The 17,143-nt window shown below is 52.4% G+C and carries 14 protein-coding genes, 1 tRNA gene and 2 pseudogenes; 9 read left to right on the forward strand and 8 right to left on the reverse strand.

Translation table 11 applies throughout. The annotated features are described in order from the left end of the window. Positions 1–843: 843 nt before the first annotated feature. From KM934_RS09075 to KM934_RS13180, 3 genes and pseudogenes are all read right to left on the reverse strand, one after another. On the reverse strand, positions 844–1,161 hold the full coding sequence (locus KM934_RS09075; RefSeq protein ID WP_215760305.1) for a heavy metal-binding domain-containing protein: 318 nt from the start codon (positions 1,159–1,161) through the stop codon (positions 844–846). A gap of 56 nt (positions 1,162–1,217) precedes the next feature. Next, positions 1,218–1,616, reverse strand: coding sequence for an A1S_2505 family phage non-structural protein (locus tag KM934_RS13175; protein WP_252344957.1), 399 nt, complete (start codon positions 1,614–1,616; stop codon positions 1,218–1,220). Between the two features lie 198 nt (positions 1,617–1,814). Continuing rightward, a pseudogene (locus KM934_RS13180) lies at positions 1,815–2,309 on the reverse strand (A1S_2505 family phage non-structural protein); the annotation flags it as partial. Positions 2,310–2,413: 104 nt separating this feature from the next. Here KM934_RS13180 and KM934_RS09085 point away from each other — a divergent pair. After that, on the forward strand, positions 2,414–3,085 hold the full coding sequence (locus KM934_RS09085) for a vWA domain-containing protein (RefSeq protein WP_215760307.1): 672 nt from the start codon (positions 2,414–2,416) through the stop codon (positions 3,083–3,085). A 322-nt stretch (positions 3,086–3,407) separates the two neighbouring features. Then, complete coding sequence (locus tag KM934_RS09090) at positions 3,408–4,229, forward strand: gluconate 5-dehydrogenase (protein ID WP_215760308.1); 822 nt, start codon at positions 3,408–3,410, stop codon at positions 4,227–4,229. Positions 4,230–4,304: 75 nt separating this feature from the next. On the opposite strand, the gene KM934_RS09095 is transcribed toward KM934_RS09090, so the two are convergent. Further along, the gene (locus tag KM934_RS09095) at positions 4,305–4,580 is read right to left on the reverse strand and encodes an HU family DNA-binding protein (protein WP_215760309.1); all 276 of its coding nucleotides are present in this window, start codon (positions 4,578–4,580) and stop codon (positions 4,305–4,307) included. Positions 4,581–4,793: 213 nt separating this feature from the next. Between KM934_RS09095 and KM934_RS09100 the strand changes: the two genes are divergently transcribed. The 3 genes from KM934_RS09100 (at position 4,794) to secDF (ending at position 9,903) form a co-directional block, all read left to right on the forward strand. Further along, positions 4,794–5,708, forward strand: coding sequence for a rhomboid family intramembrane serine protease (locus KM934_RS09100; RefSeq protein ID WP_215760310.1), 915 nt, complete (start codon positions 4,794–4,796; stop codon positions 5,706–5,708). Continuing rightward, positions 5,698–6,786, forward strand: coding sequence for an endonuclease/exonuclease/phosphatase family protein (locus KM934_RS09105; protein WP_215760311.1), 1,089 nt, complete (start codon positions 5,698–5,700; stop codon positions 6,784–6,786). Before KM934_RS09100 ends, KM934_RS09105 begins: the two co-directional genes overlap by 11 nt. 111 nt (positions 6,787–6,897) lie before the next feature. Beyond that, positions 6,898–9,903 (forward strand): protein translocase subunit SecDF, encoded by a 3,006-nt coding sequence (gene secDF / locus KM934_RS09110; protein WP_215760312.1) that lies wholly within the window; start codon positions 6,898–6,900, stop codon positions 9,901–9,903. A 244-nt stretch (positions 9,904–10,147) separates the two neighbouring features. Here the strand turns inward: secDF and KM934_RS09115 are convergent, their stop codons facing one another. From KM934_RS09115 to KM934_RS09125, 3 genes are all read right to left on the reverse strand, one after another. After that, positions 10,148–11,410 carry a hypothetical protein gene (locus KM934_RS09115; protein WP_215760313.1) on the reverse strand — a complete coding sequence of 421 codons (1,263 nt, stop codon included), beginning with the start codon at positions 11,408–11,410 and terminating at the stop codon, positions 10,148–10,150. A 20-nt stretch (positions 11,411–11,430) separates the two neighbouring features. Continuing rightward, positions 11,431–12,231, reverse strand: coding sequence for an ADP-ribosylglycohydrolase family protein (locus KM934_RS09120; protein ID WP_215760314.1), 801 nt, complete (start codon positions 12,229–12,231; stop codon positions 11,431–11,433). A 93-nt stretch (positions 12,232–12,324) separates the two neighbouring features. Beyond that, positions 12,325–12,396, reverse strand: a tRNA-Arg gene (locus KM934_RS09125). A gap of 283 nt (positions 12,397–12,679) precedes the next feature. Here KM934_RS09125 and KM934_RS09130 point away from each other — a divergent pair. Further along, positions 12,680–13,321, forward strand: a complete 642-nt coding sequence (locus KM934_RS09130) for a DUF4294 domain-containing protein (RefSeq protein WP_215760315.1) — start codon at positions 12,680–12,682, stop codon at positions 13,319–13,321. A 26-nt stretch (positions 13,322–13,347) separates the two neighbouring features. Continuing rightward, positions 13,348–15,417 carry a ComEA family DNA-binding protein gene (locus KM934_RS09135; RefSeq protein ID WP_215760316.1) on the forward strand — a complete coding sequence of 690 codons (2,070 nt, stop codon included), beginning with the start codon at positions 13,348–13,350 and terminating at the stop codon, positions 15,415–15,417. Positions 15,418–15,473: 56 nt separating this feature from the next. On the opposite strand, the pseudogene KM934_RS09140 reads toward KM934_RS09135, so the two are convergent. Then, positions 15,474–16,097, reverse strand: a pseudogene (locus tag KM934_RS09140) (IS982 family transposase); the annotation flags it as partial. Positions 16,098–16,428: 331 nt separating this feature from the next. Here KM934_RS09140 and KM934_RS09145 point away from each other — a divergent pair. Together KM934_RS09145 and KM934_RS09150 are read left to right on the forward strand one after the other, a co-directional pair. Then, complete coding sequence (locus KM934_RS09145) at positions 16,429–16,635, forward strand: hypothetical protein (RefSeq protein ID WP_215760317.1); 207 nt, start codon at positions 16,429–16,431, stop codon at positions 16,633–16,635. 33 nt (positions 16,636–16,668) lie between these two features. Further along, positions 16,669–17,046 (forward strand): hypothetical protein, encoded by a 378-nt coding sequence (locus tag KM934_RS09150; RefSeq protein WP_215760318.1) that lies wholly within the window; start codon positions 16,669–16,671, stop codon positions 17,044–17,046. The last annotated feature ends 97 nt before the right edge of the window (positions 17,047–17,143 follow it).

Genomic DNA, 17,143 nt, shown 5'->3' on the forward strand with positions numbered 1-17,143 from the left:
TGCATTCGGTTTGCACGATAATTCAGCCCGTCTTCCCTAAATCAGAAACTCCAATTAATTTAGTCTCAGACTTGACAGCGGTGTGACAAAGGTAACCAAGAGGGCTGAAAAAGCCAATGATCTCCTCTGGGGTGCCAAAGTTAAACGAAGCGGGCCGAAAGCTCAGGTAGCGCATAGCCCAGGGTGTCGCCTGAAGAGCACTTGTTGGCCGTCAGTGCGCTTGGCTATGGTGCATCCCACAACAAGACTGTATGCTGCTGAAAATAGGCTACAGGTATCTCCCGTTTTTAACATTTATTCGGCGGCGAGTGAAGGTTCGCACGCAAATACGCCATTCTCGTGGATTTTTATAATCGTCTAATAATAAAGCTGTTACAACCCGAAGACCTTATTCTTCATCTCGCCCTCCCCACTCCACGCCACCAAAAGGCATCTTTCGCATTGCGATAGAAGGCTAACGGTGGGTCGATACCTCCCTAACGGCATTGCGAAAGACGCCTCACCGAGGCTCAATTAGGCGTCTTTTGCAACACGGTGGCTCATTTCGGAAATATCCATCGCGCAAAAACGTCGGTTGCGGTCGCTGGTTGGATCGAAATCGCAACACCACTTTTTCACCAAAATTCGTAACATTCCCCGTGTTCGTGCAAGTTTCTCGATGCTGGGGCTTACTTCCTCTTCTTATAGTTTCTGACTTCCCTTCGGTCAGTGGGGCTTCGCCGAGTCTCGTGTTTTGTTGGCAAAAGCAACCCGCATGGCCATTCCGCATGAAGGTCGTTCCACATGATATACTCAGCCATATTCACCATGGACAAAAATTATTTATACCCCAACCCCAACGGGTCATATCACCACGGCGGTGCCGCTAACCGACACCATGAGTATGGATCCTCGTTCGCCAAGGACCTCAATGTTGAAGCCCACACCCACGATGGCCGTGGCTCCCATGGCTCGGGCGTCCGCTTCCATCTCCTGAAGAGCCGTCATGCGACCTTCTTGAAGCACCCGCTCGTAGCTCCTGACGCGCCCGCCAAAGGTGTCGCGGAAGGATGCAAAGAAGTCTTTTGCAAGGTTGGCGCCCAGTATTACCTCGGCCGACACCACGCCTTTATATTCCAATATTTTATGACCTTCTATGGTCGGAGTGGTTGTTATGATCATAATGCGAATGAATTGATTATAAACAAATGATGAACAAGCCGTCGACACCGACGGGCCTACGCCAAAACATCCCAAAAGCTCTTGGGCAAATAAATGTTGTCTACCCCGACGGCATTGGCAAAGAGCGGCGCGATGTCGGCGGGCTCAAAGCCTGCTATGCCACAGCCAATGGGCGTAACAAGAAACACTTGCTCAGGATGCTGGGAGGCATACTCAACAAACTCGTCGACGTAAGGCTGGATGGTTTCGGGTCCTCCCTGCATGGTGGGAATGGCGTAGCTGCTGCCTTGCGGTCCCACACCGACGCCCATCTTGGCCCCAAAATAGAGACGGGCGGCTCGGGCGGCACCTCCGCCGTGCATGCCCTGGAGATTGCTGCCAAACACAAAGATCTCATTGGGCCCAAGCGATGTGATGTGGGATGGCGTGATACGATTCGAATGATTGGATTGCATAGTAGGATTGTTTGAAAATAACGATACTGATGATAGGCAGGGACGCTCCAACTGGTCGGCCATCTCTACGCAGCTCATAGCTATTGGGGCCGTGTAGTTGGCCTTGAAATAGGGCACCACGATGGTGGTCATGAGCTTATGGAAACGCTGGGCCACGGCCGATGGACTTATGCCGAGCTGCGAGGCCACCTCCTTCCCCTTGAACCCTTCTACGAGGAGCATCTTGAGAATGATGGCCGAACGACTGTCGCGTGCGAAATACTCGCTGCATATTTCCTCGACGGTGGCGCGGAAATCGGCCGAGAAATTATCGTCGGGCAGGTCGAATCCCACTTGCGATTGGCTCATGCGCTCTTCGAATGTTGCCACGCGCGACTCGCGGTTGTAGGCTTTCAGGCGGTCGAGCAACACAAAGCGGAACCCATTGACCATCCACGTGCGCAGCGACATGCCGGGCTTGCGGTCATCCAACTGGTGGAAGTTGTGCTTATCGAGCGCCAGGTAATACTCGTGGGCGATGCTGAAAAAGTCGAGACCAGGCTTGTGGGCCAGGTCATAACGCTTGTCGCACACATGATAGGCTACGCGGCAAATGTCGTAGAAATAGAAGCGCGTCAGCTGCGAATCGCGATGGCGCAGCCCCTCAATGATTTCTTGGTCGGTAAGGCCAATGCTTAGTGTAGGGTGTTTCATTTCGGCAAATATAGCAACTTTTCAAAAAAAAGTGGGGGGTCTCCTTCATTTTTTTCTTCCCCAATCTTTTAATAGTCAAACATCAACCCAAAATCATTATTATCATGGAAAGAAAAAGAAGAAACCACACCAAGAGAATTGTAAACCTGATTATTGTGGACGAGAGTGGCAGCATGAGCCTGATAAAGAAGCAAGCGCTGATGGGCCTCAACGAGACGCTCGACACCGTGAAGCGCATGCAGGAGAAGGAGCCCAACGCCCAACAGTACGTGACGTTGCTCACCTTCAACAGCGACAACACCCACTACGTGTTCGACAACACGCCGGCCAAGCGCACCCACACCATCCGTCCGAACGACTATCAGCCCTCAGGCTGCACTCCGCTCTACGATGCCATTGGCCGAGGAGTGAGCAAGGTGAACGCGCAGACCAGCACCGACGACGTGGTGCTCGTTACCATCATTACCGATGGCGAGGAGAACAGCTCAACGGAGTTCGACCTTCGAATGGTGAAACAACTCATCGAGAAGATGAAGACGCTGAAGTGGACGTTTACCTTCATAGGCACCGACAACCTCGACGTGGAGCGCATGGCGCACGAGATGGCCATCGACAACCACCTGGAGTTTAAGCAAGACGAGGAGGGTACGCGCCGCATGTTTGAGGTTGAGCGCAATGCCCGCATGCGCTTCAACTCGCGCATCGTGCATGATGCAGAGCCTACCTGCTGCGGCTATTTCGACGATTTGGACGACAAGGACACCCCAAGCAAGTAACCGCCAGCAGCCATTGGCATGGCGAAAGCCGCTCCTTACAGACCACACCTTGTCACCCAGCCCCCACTGGTTTACGCGCCAATGAGGGAACCCGAACCACTGCAATGGGACGGTCAACGGAGAAATCAATTAGGTGGAATTATAATTATTTAAGTTGTTTGGCCCAAAGAAACGTATTATATAATGAACGCGAACAAAATAAAATATCTATCTTTGCAAAAGATAGGCTGTACTCGGCCATTTGAAAAAACAAACTCCCAAAGCCCACTGTGGCATTATGTTTGCAGGTAAAGGTTAAACTTTAATTTTAAACATATTACTTATGACTAGTTTGAAAGACTTTTCTTTGGAAGGTAAGAACGCTTGGGTAACAGGTGCCACTTACGGCATTGGCTTCAACATCGCCAAGGCTTTCCACGCCGCTGGTATCAAGAACATCATCTTCAACGACATCGACCAGGAGCATGTTGACCGCGGTCTGGCTTCCTACAAGGAGGCTGGCATCGAGAATGTGCACGGATATGTTTGCAACGTCACCGACGAGAACGCCGTGGAGGCACTGGTGAAGCAGATTCACGAGGAGGTCGGACAGATCGACATCTTGGTGAACAACGCCGGTATCATCAAGCGTATCCCCATGGTGGAGATGAGCCGCAAGGACTTCCAGCAGGTCATCGACATCGACCTCGTGGGCCCGTTCATCGTGGCCAAGGCTGTGCTTCCCGAGATGATCGAGCGCAAGGAGGGTAAGATCATCAACATGTGCTCTATGATGTCGGAGCTGGGTCGTGAGACCGTGTCGGCTTACGCAGCAGCCAAGGGTGGCCTGAAGATGCTCACACGCAATATCTGCTCTGAGTATGGCGCCTACAACATCCAGTGCAACGCCATTGGCCCGGGCTACATTGCCACACCGCAGACCGCTCCGTTGCGCGAGCGTCAGGCCGATGGCAGCCGCCATCCGTTCGACAAGTTCATCTGCGCCAAGACTCCAGCAGGCCGCTGGCTCGATCCTTCTGAGCTGGGTGGCCCCGCCGTGTTCCTCGCCTCTCACGCATCAGACGCAGTGAACGGACACGTGCTCTACGTCGACGGTGGTATCCTGGCCTACATCGGCAAGGACCCCTCACAGGTCAACGACTAAGGATGCAACCATCCATCGAAGTATAAAAAAAAGCCCACGGTACGCCGTGGGCTTTTTTACTAATTATCTTTACAATTACTTGTTTACAGCATCAGCGAACTGAGCACCAGCGGCAAACTTCACAACCGTCTTGGCTGCGAGCTCAACCTTCTCACCCGTACGAGGGTTCACACCCTGGCGAGCAGGACGCTCCTTTGTAGCGAATGTGCCGAAACCGACGAGCTGTACCTTCTCACCAGCTACCAAAGCATCCTTGATGGCCTCTGTTGTAGCGTCCAATGCAGCCTTGGCCTGTGCAGAAGTGATGCCTGCTGCATCGGCAATCTTCTTAACTAATTCTGTCTTGTTCATAATTTTGGGTTATTTTGTGAATATAAATTTTGTTTCAGTCTCTTTGCGGTGACAAATATAGGCGTTTACTTTCATAATCCAAACAAAAAATAAAAAAAAATGAAGGAAAAAACTAAAAAACAGTGCAAAACCACTGTTTCATAGTCATTTAACCGACTTTTTTCGTAATTTTGCAACGCTTTTCAAGATAAAATCAATCAACGAGAATACGCTATGCCAAAAATACCAACCATCACCAAAAACCTGCTTATCATCAATGTGCTGATGTTTATCGCCACACTGGTGCTCAGGCAAGTGACTGGAACAGACCTCACGAGCCTGTTGGGATTGCACTTCGTCTTGGCCGACGACTTCCATTTCTACCAGCTCTTCACCTACCTGTTTATGCACGGCGGGTGGACCCACATCATCCTCAACATGTTCATGCTGTGGATGTTTGGAGCCGTCGTTGAGAGCAGATGGGGTGCAAAAAGATACCTTTTTTATTACATATTCTGTGGCGTAGGTGCCGGACTGTGCCAAGAGTTGGTGCAATATGTGCAATTTCTCAACCAAGGACTGACCAATTACGAGATGGTAAACATCGGAACATCCGTCATTCCCGTAAGCCAATACCTCAACTACTGGACCACCGTGGGTGCCTCGGGAGCCATCTACGGCCTCCTGCTCGCCTTCGGCATGATGTTCCCCAACGAGCGAATGTTCATCATTCCCATCCCCGTGCCCATCAAGGCCAAGTGGGTCATCGTCGGATCCATAGCCGTGGAGTTCTTCTCTGGCATAGGAACCAACAGCGACGGCGTGGCACACATGGCGCACCTGGGCGGAATGGTGTTTGGCATATTGCTCATCCTCTACTGGCGCCGACAAGTTCGTAGAACCTACTATGGCGACGGAGGGTCACGCATGTTTGGCAACATGCAGCAAAGATGGAAGACGTACCAAAACAAACGCAACACAAACCAACATTACACAACGGGCAACCCCGACTGGGACTACAACGCCAACAAGCGAGCCACACAGGAAGAGGTTGACCGCATACTCGACAAAATAAAGAAAAGCGGATACGACAGTCTCACCAAGAGCGAGAAGCAGACGCTTTTCGAACAAAGCAGACATGATCGCTAAACTGAAGAAATTCTCATTGCAGATGGTGGCCGGAGCCAACGCCGTCACCATCCTGCTGATGCTCTTCGTGGGGTATAGCGGACACATAGACCCCACCAACCATCCCACACTGGCCAACGCCGGACTGCTCTTTCCGGCGTTTATCGCCATCAACGCCGCATTCCTGTTCTTTTGGGTGGTGTTCAAGCTCAAGGGCGTCATCATACCTTTCGTGGGCTACATCCTTTGTTATGGGCCCATGAGAACCTACATTCCCGCCAACATTCCGCACGATCCGCCCGTGGGAGCCATCAAGCTGCTATCCTACAACACCCAGAACTACCACAGCATGAAGCCTTATGTCGACACGTTCTCTAACGACTCCATCGCTGCCTACATCCTGCAAAGCGGAGCCGATATCGTATGTGTGCAAGAAGGAGGGCACGCGCTCGACTTCGACAGTACTTTCCGAGCCAAATATCCTTACATCATGGAGGAGAAAAAGAAAGGCGGAAGCGATGTTGTGGCCCTATACAGCCGATTTCCCATACTGCGGTCGCAACTCATTGATTATGAGTCGGAAGGCAACATGAGCGTGGGTTTCTACCTCAACGTAAACGGGCAGAAGGTGCTCATCGTAAACAACCACTTGGAAAGCAACGCTTTAGACAACGACGACAAGAGCGGATTTGGCAACCTCATCAAAGGCGACCTCAACAAGGACATGGCGCGAGCCGAATCGGCGCGACTCATCGACAAACTCGCCGCCGCATCCAAGAAACGCGCACCACAGGCCGAAGCGGTGGCAAGATACATAGCCAACCATCGAACCGGCCATCGGGTCATCGTGTGCGGCGACTTCAACGAAAACCCACTCGGATACGCGCACACACGCATCGGAGAAGACCTCACCGACTGCTATGCGGCAACCGCTAACGGCATTGGCAGAACCTACAACCAAAGCCACATGTATGTCAGAATCGACCACCTCTTCTGCTCCGACGACATCACACCCTACGCATGCGCTGTAGACAACCAAATCAAGGCAAGCGACCACTACCCCATCTACTGCTGGCTGAAATTTGGGAGGAAAATATAAAAAAGCAAGAATAAACACCTATAAATTTCTTAAAAACAAGGAAAATTAGTATCTTTGCACATCTTATTCTGTTAAATAGATTGAAACAATAAATAACAAATAACTAACAAAATGCGAAACAAAGGAATTGTAATTGTAACCGCCGTCTTACTGACGCTTACATGCCTCTTCTATTTGTCGTTCCCGATTGCCACAAACTACTATGACAATCAGGCTGCCAAGATCAAAGATCCCATCGATCAGCAGAACTACAAAGACTCTGTGAAATACCTTGGCATTTACGACTACCAGAAGTGTCTGCAAACGCAGATCGGTCTTGGACTTGACCTGAAAGGCGGTATGAACGTGGTGCTGGAAATCTCAGTGCCCGACGTGGTTGACATGCTTGCCGACCACAAGACTGAACCAGCATTCGTCAAGTCGATGAATGAGGCTCGCCAGCAGCTCGAAGCTGGAAAGAGCGACTTTATCTCTCTTTTCATCGACGCTTACCACAAGAACGCCCCCGGACACAACCTCGCCGAGGTATTTGCCACACAGCAGCTGCAAGGCAAGGTGTCGCCCACAAGCTCCGACAGCGAAGTGGAGAAGGTGCTCCGTAGCGAGGTAAGCTCGGCCATCGACAACTCCTTCAACGTTGTACGCACACGTATCGACCAGTTCGGTGTTGTCCAGCCCAACATCCAGCGCATCCAAGGCGCAGAGGGACGCATCATGGTGGAGATGCCCGGTATCAAGGAGCCTGAGCGTATGCGTAAGCTCCTCCAGGGTAGCGCAAACCTCGAGTTCTGGGAGACCTACAACGCCGAGGAAATCATTCCCTACCTCCAGCAGCTCGACCAGCGTCTGGCCAGCGGTGAGCAGGAAACAGCCAGCAAGAAAGACACCGCTGCCGCTGAGCAGAAGGCCAAGGAGGCCGCTCCCGCCAAGAAGCAGGCCGCTCCCAAGTTTAAGCTCAACAACGGTAAGAAGGCCGACAACATCAAGGCCACTCCCGAGAGCGAGCTCGAGCAGGCCAAGAAGCAGCACCCGCTGCTCGCCTTCCTGCAGACAACAGGTTCGGGTAGCCTGAGCCTCGTGGGCTACGCCAGCGCACGCGACACAGCCGCCATCAACAAGGCCATCTACGGCCAAGTGGCTAAGCAGGTGCTTCCCACCGACCTCCGCTTGATGTGGAGCGCCAAGCCCACCGACAACATACAGGCAAAGAACATCTACGAGTTGCACGCCCTGAAGGTCACAACGACCAACGGTCGCGCTCCGCTCGAGGGTGACGTCATCACCGACGCCAGCGACCAGTTCAACCACGTAACAGGTGCTCCTGAGGTGTCTATGTCGATGAACTCTGAGGGCGCACGCCGCTGGTCGGAGCTTACCAAGGCCAACATCGGCAAGGCTATCGCCATCGTGCTCGACGGTGTGGTTTACACCTCACCCCGCATCCTCTCACAGATCGACGGTGGACAGAGCTCTATCACAGGCAACTTCACCATCGAAGACACTAAGGACCTGGCCAACACCTTGAAGTCTGGACGTATGCCCGCCCCCGCACACATCGTGCAGGAGGAGGTTGTAGGTCCTACACTCGGTGCCCAGTCAATCCAGCAGGGTATCATCTCGTTCGCCATCGCCTTCGTGCTCCTGATTGTTTACATGCTCGTTGTTTACAACATCATCCCGGGCTCACTGGCAGTCTTCGCACTCTTGCTCAACGTATTCTTCACGCTGGGTATCCTAACGTCATTCCAAGCCGCCCTCACCATGAGTGGTATCGCAGGTATGGTGCTCTCGCTCGGTACTGCCGTCGACGCCAACGTGCTGATCTACGAGCGCATCAAGGAGGAGCTTCGCTCAGGAAAAGACATGCGATTGGCCATCAACGCTGGTTACAGCAACGCCTTCTCGGCCATCTTCGACTCTAACTTGACATCTATCATCACGGGTGTCATCCTCTACCTCTTCGGTACAGGTCCTATCCGCGGCTTCGCCACCACATGGATCATCGGTATCGTCTGCTCATTCTTCACCGCTGTTTACATCACCCGTTTGGTGTACGACTATAAGATCAACCACGGCAAGTGGATGCACCTGAAGTTGTGGACTGGCGTGTCGAAGAACCTCATGCAGGGCACCAACTTCAAGTTCATGTCGGCTTACAAGAAGAGCTTCACATTCGCTGGCATCGCCCTCGTGGTGTTCATCGTCAGCTTCGCTACGCGTCACCTTGCCCAGAGCATCGACTTTACGGGTGGTCGCAACTACGTTGTGCAGTTCGAAAAGGCCACAGAGCCTGAGCAGGTGCGTGTCGTATTGGAGAAGACCTTCCCCGGCTACACCACAAGCGCCATCTCGTTGGGTAACGACGGCCGCACGGTCCGCATCTCTACCAACTACAAGATCGAGTCGACCAATCCTAAGGTCGATGGCCAGGTGGAGACCATGCTCTTCAAGGGCTTGAAGGACGCCAACCTCGTGAGCCAGAAGGATGTTGAGACCTTCAAGAACCCCGACATCCGTCAGGGTGGTTCCATCATCAGCTCTTCTAAGGTGGGTCCGTCTATCGCTAAGGACGTTACACGTAGTGCCATCATCAGCGTGGTCATCGCCCTTGTGGCCATCTTCCTCTACATCCTGTTGCGTTTCCGCAATGTGGCATTCTCACTGGGTTCAACCATCGCCCTGACCTTCGATGCCTTGACCGTCATCGGTTTGTTCTCATTGCTGCAAGGCTTGCTGCCTTTCTCTTTGGAGGTCGACCAGACGTTCATCGGTGCCGTGCTGACGGTGATCGGTTACTCTATCAACGATAAGGTGGTGGTGTTCGACCGTATCCGTGAGAACTTGCAGTTGCACCCGAAGGAGAACCTGCAGAAGTTGTTCAACGACTCTATCAACCAGACCCTGGCACGTACCATCAACACGTCTGTCACCACACTCGTGGTGTTGCTCTGCATCCTCTTCCTTGGTGGAAAGAGCATTCAGCCGTTCGCATTTGCCATGACTCTGGGTGTGGTGTTCGGTACACTGAGCTCTATCTTCCTCGCTTCTCCGATCGCTTACATCGTGATGGGTCACTCCATCAAGGAGCAGGCCAATACGGAAGTGGCAAAGGCATAAGCATCATCAACCGCTAAGGTAACCCTTCTTCGGGGTTACCTTATATATAAGGAGAGAGCCATTCTCGTTCTGAATCGAACGAGAATGGCTCTCTTCATTTTACATCTATGGCCTGCTCTCACACGAGCCACCGCCTTATCTTACATAAGTCATCGGCTGCTCTCACACCAGCCATCGCATTTTCCTACATTTTCCGTTGCCTGTTCTTAGAGAAACCACGGCTTAATCTCCCATCTCTTGACTGCTAATACGCCTCTACCACATGGTTGCGCTTTGTGCCATCCTTTCCCCGTTTGAGGAAAAGCACAAGACTTACCGATTGACCAGAAGCAAGGTTTGCGCGTCGATTCTCTGGGAAAACATCAAGGGAGGCAAATCCTTCCAGCGACAAACGCCCTTCGGCAAGGCCCTGGATCGATTCAGACGCCGCAGTAGCGCCAGCATTTACGGCACCTCCGTTCGCCCCATTTCCATTCGTCGCAACCGATTTTCCACTCGGTGCGGCTGAATTTGCCATATACTTCACCACAGCGGGCTGATCCTTGCGGATGGCATACTTGATGTATCGCTGCTCATGATTGACGAACATCACCATGGCTTCGTAGGTTCCAAAGGCGCAACGCCCCTCTTGAGGAACCATCACCTCAAGAATGGCGGCCGACTTGAACGGGTCGCCCTGTGCGATGATGGGGCAGAAACGCACATAGCTACCTTTCGCCACGCCCTTCACAAACACCGTTTTCTTATCGGCAACGAAGTGGCGCGACTGCGCGTCGTACACGTGCACATGGCCATGCCCAAGGTCGATGCCGTCTACATAGCCCACCACCGGTTCAAACACCTCGTCCATCTTCTTATGGGATAAGGTAATTTCCACCGCCCGTTCAACGCCTTGCTTCGACACGCGTGTCAGCACATCAAACAACCGTCCGGCTATCTCCCATGGCTTACAGGGGAACTGATGACTGTCGGCCACCATTCCCACCCCATTCGGCGCCACCAGTTTCACAAACTTACGGCGGCGCCCATTCTGCTCCTTCTCAAAGATTTTCACGGCGTACATGCTGACGATGGCGTCACATTGCTCACGGTTTTCCTCAGGATGATGCAGCAGATACGACGCCCGTGCGCGTTCCACCCGCTCCTGTAGCGAAAGGTATCGGCGCCCGTCCTTGCCCGTTTGCGGCTGTCGGTCCTCCTCTCTCAGGCAAGCGTCGTAGCCCCACACTTGCAAGAATTGCGGCAAACGGAAATCGGAATACACCTCGCTGATCTTCAGCGCCAAGCCCAACATACACGAGTTGATGAGCGACGGCCGCTGGCTACGCAACTTGGTGTAAATGGCAAGCAATGTCCGGGCCTCCACCGACCCTATCGTCTTGTAGTTTTGTTTCAGGTATCTAAACACCGTCCACTGTGTGTCCTCAGGATGCTGCGCACCCGAATTCACCGACTCCATCAGTTGTTCCCACGTAATGGTAGGGTTTGTTTCGTCAGTAGGTATCATGGCAGGGGGAGATAAAAGGGTCAACTATCAATTTCGTTTTGCATGTGATTGCAATACTGCACAATAACGTCGAGCATATCCTTCTCAAGATATGAGCACGCCTTATTGTACAAATGGTCGGGCACATCATAGTAGGCCTCTGCAATGGCGCCGCAGATGCATGCCTTCGTATCGGTGTCGCCGCGCGCCATGACGGCTTTTCTGATGGCATCCTCAAAGCTGCTGCTCTCCAGGAAACAGCGCAAAGCCCATGGCACCGTTTCCTGGCACGACGAATCGAAATGGCCTTGCATACCTATTTTATATATGTCGCGCAAGGGCGGAATCTCGTATCCGAAGCTACGTTCAACGGCCGTCTCCAGTCCCTCTTTGGTTACACGGCCCGTTCGCAACCAATAGATGACAGTCGCCACACATTGCGCGCCACGAATGGCCTCCTTGTGCATGTGACTGCAAATGGTGCATTGTTGCGCCTGCTGCAACACCTCATGATAGTCGTCGAAGAGCCATCCCACAGGCGCTATGCGCATGGCCGCGCCGTTGCCCCATGAGTTTTGCGGCTTCGGGTGGTCATCGGCCAGCCATTGTGCAAACATGCCTCCGTATGCCCCTTTGGGGTTGGGGTATCGCCGTCCCCACTCATGCAACTTGTCCTGGTACGACTTTCCGTTGAGAATGGCATCGGCCACGGCAATGGTCATCAGCGAGTCGTCTGTGTAATCACATTGGGGTTTGGGCCGAAACAGCTCAAAATTGTCTTTCGGTTGCTCGTCGAATTCGAAACGCGAACCAACAATGTCTCCTATAATAGCGCCAATCATAACAGTAAATTGAGTGGATAAAAGGGTTAGTTAAAAGCGATAGGTCACCGTAAAAAGAGGGTCGTAATAGATAAAAACCTTCCAAATAGATTGTACTTCCACCGGGAATCGAACCCGGATCAAAGGTTTAGGAAACCTCCGTTCTATCCATTGAACTATAGAAGCCCATTTGTTTGTTTTGCAAAGATAAAGGAATTTATTCAATCTGCAAAGAAAAATCCTCAAGAATATTCGTCCTCATTCGGCCATCGAGGCGAAAATGTCAGGCCACGGCCACTCATGGGATTCGTTCGGCTACGTGTGCACACAAATGCTACAAGGCATGCCTCAAAATCGCCCCATCAACGCCATGCCATCCTCGTTCCCACCATATTTTAACGCCCTCACAACGTTTTTTAATCCCAATCGCTTTGCTGTTGTGAAAATAGATAGTAAATTTGCCTTTCAGATGAAGTCGTTTCTCATAATCATATTAGCTTGTCTGCTGCCCACGTCGCTGTGGGCGCAAGACGACACACGCACCCGCGTCAACCCCGAGGACATGGAGGTCGACATGGACAACCCCACCTTTGTGCCTATGGTGAAGGTGGGAAAGGTGCTCGTGGGAAAAGACAGCATACAATATATGGAGATGAACGACGTGTGGGTTTATCCCGAACCGACGTTCAAGAACGCCCGTCAGCGCGCGGCCTACAACCGTTTGGTTTACAACGTCAAGAAGGTGTTGCCCATCGCCAAGGAAGTCAACAAGATTATTATCGAGACCGGCGACTACCTCAACACCCTGCCCAACAAGAAGGCGCGCGACGAGCACATGAAGCGTGTGGAGGCCGACATCAAGAAGGAGTACACGCCGCGCATGAAGAAGCTCTCCTACTCGCAGGGCAAACTACTCATCAAACTGGTGTACCGCGAGTGTAACAGCTCCAGCTACCAACTCATCCAGGCTTTCCTTGGTCCCGTGAAAGCCGGTTTCTACCAAGCCTTCGCTTGGGTGTTTGGCGCGTCGCTCAACAAGAAGTATGAGCCGGAGGGCGTCGACCGCCTTACCGAGCGTGTGGTCCGACAGGTGGAATCCGGACAGCTCTAACCCTCATTCCCCACTCTCCCATCGGCATGAATCAAACCGTTCTACTGGCTTCCGCCGCGTTCCTGCAGGCTCCAAGGGTGTGGCTCTGCGTGCTTCTCGCAAGCCTTTGCCTATCTTCGCCAGCCCAAAACGACGACACCTGGGAGCAGCTGTTCGACCAAACCGGACAACTCGAAGACACCGAGTCGGACCTGTGGGAGCAAACTTACGAGGAACTGAACGACATTGCCTCCCAAAAGATCGACATCAACCATTGTACGCGTGAGGACCTCAGCAGGCTACCATTCTTATCCTCGCAGCAAATCATGGACATCATGGAGTATCGCGACAAGGCGCGCCGCTTAGAGACCACCATGGAGCTCCGCCTGGTGCCAAGTCTCGACAAGCTCACCGCCGACCTGTTGCAACGCTTCGTAACCATTCGTCCCGACAGCGCCAACACCCGCTTTCCCTCGTTCGCCCAACTCATGCGCTACGGCCGCCACGAACTGGTGGGCACCGTGCACGCGCCGTTCTACCGGCGCAAGGGCGACCGCAACGGCTACCTGGGCTACCCCTACAAGCACTGGCTGCGCTACACCTTTAGCTCGCAAGGGCGCGTCAAGGCGGGCCTCATCGCCTCGCAAGACGCCGGCGAGCCGTTCTTCTCCGCTCAGAACGCCACCGGCTACGACTTCTATTCGGCCTATCTCATGGTGAACCGATGGGGGCGCGTCAAGGCGGCCATCGTGGGTCGTTACCGCCTACGGTTCGGCATGGGCCTCATCCTCAACAATTCGTTTGGCATGGGCAAGCTCAACACGCTCGCCACACTGGGCCGATCGGCCAACCACATCTTCGCCCACAGCAGCCGGATGGAGGCCAACTACCTACAGGGAGCGGCCGCCACGGTGCGCCTCACCAAGCATCTCGACCTCACCGCCTTCGCCTCATGGCGTAAGATCGACGTCACACTGGGCCCCGACTCGGCCTCCATCGCCACCATCCTCCAAACGGGCTACCACCGCACCGAGAGCGAGATGCGGCGCCGTCGCAACGCCTCCACAACGCTTTGGGGCGGCAACCTCAGCTATTTCAACAACGGATGGCACGTGGGCATCACCGCCTTTGCCACCTCATACGACAAGCCTCTGCGCCCCAACACCAATCAGGTTTACCGACGTTGGTACCCCACGGGCAAGCAGTTTTGGAACGCCAGCGTCGACTACGGTTACATTTCCGACCGCCTCAACATCTCGGGCGAAACGGCTACGGGCGATTGCGGACAAGTGGCCACCATCAACAGCCTGAGCTACCAGTTATGGAGCAACCTCGCCCTGCTGGCCTTGCAGCGCTATTACCCCTACAAATACTACGCTCCCTACAGCAACAGTTTTGCCGAAGGGGGCAGTATCCAAAACGAGAGTGGGGTGTTTGTGGGCGTCAACTGGACTCCCACACGATACCTGTCGCTGCGGGCCTACACCGACATGGCCTACTTCGCTTGGCCCAAATACCAAGCCAGCGCGGCCTCACACAGCTACGACAACTTCGCACAAGCCACCTACACCCGCGGCCATTGGTCGTGGCTCGTGCGCTATCGCATCAAGATGAGGGAGAAAAACGCAACGTCGACAACAATCCCAAGCACGGAAAAGGCAGCGCAGCCCACCCTGGCCATGAAGACCGAGCAGCGTGCCCGATGGGCCGTAGGCTATGCCAACGATCGTTACGACCTACGCCTGCAGGCCGACGTGGCCCACTGCCATATTGGTGAGAAAAACAGCTTTGGATGGATGGCAACGGCCAATGGCGCCACGTCTTGGCGCTGGCTTCAGATAGCCGCCACCGCCGCCTATTTCCACACCGACGACTTCGACTCACGCATCTACACCTACGAGCGCAGCGTGCGCTACAGTTTCTCGTTCCCATCGTTCTTCGGCGAGGGCATGCGCATGGCCCTTCAGTTGCGCGCCGACCTGTCTGACCAATGGATGGTAATCGCCAAACTGGGCTGCACCCGCTATTTCGACCGCTCTACCATCGGCACCGGCCTGCAACAACTCAATAGCCACTCCATGACCGACCTCGATCTCCAGGTGCGCCTCAAACTGTGACCACAGCATCATCTGCCGCCTACCTTCTGTAACATCGGAAGTACGCTTATATGAGACAAGCCATGCGAAATATATCCTTTGTCTGCGAATAATTTTCCGAACACATTATCACTCAATCTGTTAAAAACATCTGTATTCCTATCGTCAACATTCGCTTTCGTAAGCATAAAGTTAAGCAGTTCACCTCTCTCATTGCATATCAGGTGTAACTTGAAACCGAAATACCATCCCATGGTGCTTTTATCTCTTTCTGCATAATCACTGAACACCTTATTTCTTGTTATACGCTTGTTGTGGCATACAGGAATGCATGTGCTGTCAATGAAACTTATACCCGTGCATCTGCCAAAGCAAAACAGTTGGAGGAACAGCATCATCTCAACCGCGACTCTGGACTCGAGTTCAACAAAGCGGTTATATGAAAGCTGCTTGGGGAACAGGTCGTGCAGGTGAACCTTGACATAAAAAAGGTAATAATGCTTGAAGTTGCGGAAAGTGTTGAAATGAAAGTAGATGAGTATCGTCATGATTTCCGACCGGCTCATAGTCCATTTCCGATTGCGGTGCTTACGCCCGTCTGGCTCACAAATGGACATGCGGGCAATTTCCTTATCATATTCTTGGCAAAAATCATCGATAATACAGAAAATTTCTGTAATTTTGTTCTTGATAATCTCTATAACTATAGTATCCTTTTATTTTATAACTAATTGATTTACAACCATAAAGGTACTAAAAATTATTGAGATTACCAACTTTTACAAAGACTTTCTTATCCCGAACTCAGGTTAACAAGAATTGCAATTTAATGACGACCAATTTGGGATAAATCGTGCCCGAATGGGCCTAAAAAGGGCTCTTTTAGGTACGATTCAACAAATTTACCACTCAAATCATCATTTGTTTTATCCCTTTTCCAACAATTAGCACCATCTTTGCAACCAACAAACTACCTTATGTGTTTTTTCGGACAGGAACAATTACAAACCCTATAATATAAAAACCAAAAGTATGCTAAAGCGTTTATCCCTCATGGCCCTCTTGGGCATTGCAACTATTGGCGTTCCTTGCCAACTCGCTGCCAAAAGCGTAAAGGTGGCAAGCCTTCGTCAGGGCGCTTCTGCCAAGGTGGTGACCCGCCAGGTGGCCCAGCAGAATGTAACCATTGAGTTTTATTCTCCCTCCATCGTCCGCATCGTGAAATGCGATGCCAACTAAGGTGCCTCCGTTCAGAAGAAGAGCTATTCTGTTGTGTTGAAGCCTCAGCAAACAAAGGATATCCAAATAGAGGAAAACGGCGAAATTGCAAACATTAAATCAAGCCATATTTCTGTCGAACTGAATCAGCAGACCGGCGAAATACGCTTCCTTTCGAGGGATGGAAAACTGCTGCTTACCGACACCCAGACCCGCCTGGAAGCCCGCAAGGATGAAGCCAACAAGGGCAAGTGGACCCATGTGCTCTATCGCCAGAGCGGACAGCAGGGAAAGCTCTTCATCGGAGGCAAGAAGGCGGTGCAAGCCGCGGGCATGCCTGTGCTGAGCAAGGTTTTCACCGCCGTGCCAGCCTATAGCTGGATAGGCCGCGCGCCCTTCACCACGGACAGTTATCAGAGCAAAACAGCATAGTACACTGTACAATACGCACTTGACTACCATGCACTATACACAAATAACACATCGAAAACATGAGAAAAACAAGATTTTTGGCAACATGTGCAATCAT

This window comes from Hallella faecis (genome assembly GCF_018789675.1).
Taxonomy (GTDB): Bacteria; Bacteroidota; Bacteroidia; order Bacteroidales; family Bacteroidaceae; genus Prevotella; species Prevotella faecis.